The organism is Candidatus Magnetaquicoccus inordinatus, from assembly GCF_004217665.1.
Taxonomy (GTDB): domain Bacteria; phylum Pseudomonadota; class Magnetococcia; order Magnetococcales; family Magnetaquicoccaceae; genus Magnetaquicoccus; species Magnetaquicoccus inordinatus.
Map to the genome: position 1 here is coordinate 1 of NZ_RXIU01000327.1, position 2,677 is coordinate 2,677.

A 2,677-nucleotide genomic window follows, 5' to 3' on the forward strand; every position below is an offset into this window, starting at 1 on the left:
TAAAGGGGTTTGTGGTGATAATTCCACCTCATTGGCAGCATAAGCAGAAGAGGCTGCTCTGCCCAGTCCCATGGTAAAAGCACGTGAAACTCCCCTGGACGAGAGACGGGATCCTTTTTCCTGGTTGTTCTCCTCAGGCAAGCTGCTTTTGGCAACTGCCACAGGGATTGGCATCTGTTTTCGGCTCTCTTGTTCCTGCTTGCCGGGAGGCTGTTTGCCTTTTTCCTCCGCAGTTGCTGTTGTTGCTGCCTGAGTGGCTTCTCGTTCTCCGCCGACAATCAGCCGATTTGCTTCTACGGTGGCAGCATTGGGTGACCAACTCTCCAAAGATGGCGCAGTTGTCTGGGGAGAAGAGGCCATTGCTGCCTCTTCCTGAGTTGGTTCCGGGATCATTGCAAAGGTTAGATCGCCTACTTTTGCCCGCTCAGGTTTGGAAGCGGAAGGTTGGTTTGCGGTCGTCGGCTGCAGAGACAAGCCGGCGTTGGTTACGGGTTTGCTCTCTGCAACTGCTGTCCCACCAGGGAGCGGAGAGGTGTTTGCCGCTTTGGCACTGGAGGCAGTGGGCAGAGGAGCAATTGGCTCAGGCAGAGCAGCGGCAAGAGTGGGAGCTGTTTTGTTGGTGCTCGTCTCAGCAACAGCAGAGGAGGGAGCAGTAGCAGTGGCAGCAGTTATCCCTTTGCCAGAAATTGGGTTGGCGGCAACGGATGTTTCCGCTGGGGAGGAGGGGGGGAGTGCTGCTGCCGGGGCAGAATTGGCAACTGGCGCTGCTGCTGCCGAGGATTGAAACACCGGAGCCGGGGCCATGGCATCGACCCAATCCTGTTTTTTATTATTGTTGGCCGGAGTGGCTACAGGCTGTTTGACCACAGGACGCGGCTCTTCAAAAGCCAGATCGCTGCCACCTGATTTTTCCAATAAATCAAAGATAGCCACTCCAATAATCAAGGTCAGGATTACTCCACCCATGATCAAAAAAAGCTGTTGCTCGCGATGTGTCGAGGTATCCATGAGCTAAAATGGCATATCCTGTTTTTTTTATCTTGACGGAAGCATGGTAAACCGTTCACCCTTTTGCCATGAACAACTATGCTCTCTTGACCGTTACTGGCCGGGATCGACCCGGCATGGTTGCCCGCACGACCCAAGTGTTGTATGAAACGGGCTGCAATATTGCTGACTCCAGCATGACCCGTTTGGGTGGAGAGTTTACGGTCATGCTCATTCTGCAACTTCCCCTTTCTCTCACACCGGCGGCACTCTCTGAACGCTTTCAGCAACTCTCCACACAGATGGAGTTGCTGATTCAGGTGCAACCCCTTCCGGCTCAGAATGCACTCATCGCTGCACAAGCAGACTCTTTGCAATCGGCTACTTTGAGCCTGTTGGGTGCCGATCAACCGGGAATTGTCTATCGGGTAACCCAATTTTTAGCCGATCAGCAGTGCAATATTGTCGATCTGTATACACGAGTGCTTGGACCGACGCAGCAACCTATATATTCCATGGTGATCGAAGTGGAAGCACCGGCACATATCGACCTGCAGCAGCAATTGCAACCTGGTCTCTCTCAGTTGGAAGCCCTGCTGCATGTTGAAATCCATCTGCGTCTTGCCGACTCCTCCCTGATGTAGCGGCGAGTATAACCCTCTTTTCAGCGCCAAACCAAGTTTGTTCTATGGCTATACTGGAGATTCTTACCTACCCGGATGTTCGTCTGCGTGCATACGCAGAAGAAATCAATGATTTTTCTGCACTTGCACTGCAGCAACTGATCGACGATCTCCTGGAGACAATGGCGGCACTGCCGGCCTGTGTTGGCGTGGCCGCACCACAAACCGGCCATGCTTTGCGTCTATTGGTGATGGACTGCGGCAACGGACGTAAACCACCTGCACAGCATCATGGTCAACTGGTGGTGATCAATCCAGAGATTTTGCAATGGTCGGAAACCGATATTGGACGCGAAGGGTGTCTCTCATTACCCGATTATACAGGCAATGTGCTGCGTGCCCAGACGATCCGTGTTCGCTTTCAAGATCGCAATGGCGTGGAACAGACTCTTGACCTCTCCGGCTTTGAAGCACGGGTCATGCAGCATGAAATCGACCATTTGGACGGTCGTCTGTTTACCGACCGCATTGTCAGCCGTAAAACCGATCTGTTTTTGCGGAAAAATCGTCTTTAACTCTTGTCAGTGCCGCTTGTTCTTTTTGCCGTCCAGCGGTCTGTTTTTGTCATAGCGTTTGGAGAGTTGACGCACCAGTTGTCGGGAGCTCTCGGCATCCAACAGATCGGCTGGAGGCATCTCGCCACAGGTGCGCTCATACATGCCCAGCAAACGCAATTGTTGCTCTTCTTGAAATGTTTTACTCATCTTCTTCACCATGATGTTGTCGCGGCTGTGCTTTGTTCTGCTTTGTTTCTGGAGTTGCCTGCAGAACCATAATTGCTAGGGTATCCAAAGCATACCACGTGCCATGATCAATTTGATCCTGGATCTTGAAAAACCATAATCCCGTTGTAAAACGGCCTTTAATGGGCACAGATGCTGTGTAAAGAGGTGCTGTACCCTGCTGCACAGCGGCAATCTCTGGAAAATGGAGTGTACCGGCTTTGTCACCCTGTTGCGTGAACAGCTCGACACGCAACTGATGACGACCAGGTTTAACCAGTATGA

The 2,677-nt window shown here is 52.1% G+C and carries 4 protein-coding genes and 1 pseudogene; 2 read left to right on the forward strand and 3 right to left on the reverse strand.

All coding sequences use genetic code 11. The annotated features are described in order from the left end of the window. Positions 1-1,008, reverse strand: a pseudogene (locus EJP87_RS15245) (hypothetical protein); the annotation flags it as partial. A gap of 68 nt (positions 1,009-1,076) precedes the next feature. On the opposite strand from EJP87_RS15245, the gene EJP87_RS15250 reads away from it, so the two are divergent. Further along, positions 1,077-1,631, forward strand: coding sequence for a glycine cleavage system transcriptional repressor (locus tag EJP87_RS15250; protein WP_130472717.1), 555 nt, complete (start codon positions 1,077-1,079; stop codon positions 1,629-1,631). A 44-nt stretch (positions 1,632-1,675) separates the two neighbouring features. Next, positions 1,676-2,185 carry a peptide deformylase gene (gene def / locus EJP87_RS15255; protein ID WP_130472718.1) on the forward strand — a complete coding sequence of 170 codons (510 nt, stop codon included), beginning with the start codon at positions 1,676-1,678 and terminating at the stop codon, positions 2,183-2,185. 6 nt (positions 2,186-2,191) lie between these two features. Here the strand turns inward: def and EJP87_RS15260 are convergent, their stop codons facing one another. Together EJP87_RS15260 and EJP87_RS18045 are read right to left on the reverse strand one after the other, a co-directional pair. Next, complete coding sequence (locus EJP87_RS15260; RefSeq protein WP_130472719.1) at positions 2,192-2,374, reverse strand: hypothetical protein; 183 nt, start codon at positions 2,372-2,374, stop codon at positions 2,192-2,194. Continuing rightward, on the reverse strand, positions 2,367-2,677 hold a 311-nt coding region (locus EJP87_RS18045; protein WP_193771436.1), incomplete at its 5' end, for a hypothetical protein. The genes EJP87_RS18045 and EJP87_RS15260, both read right to left, overlap by 8 nt.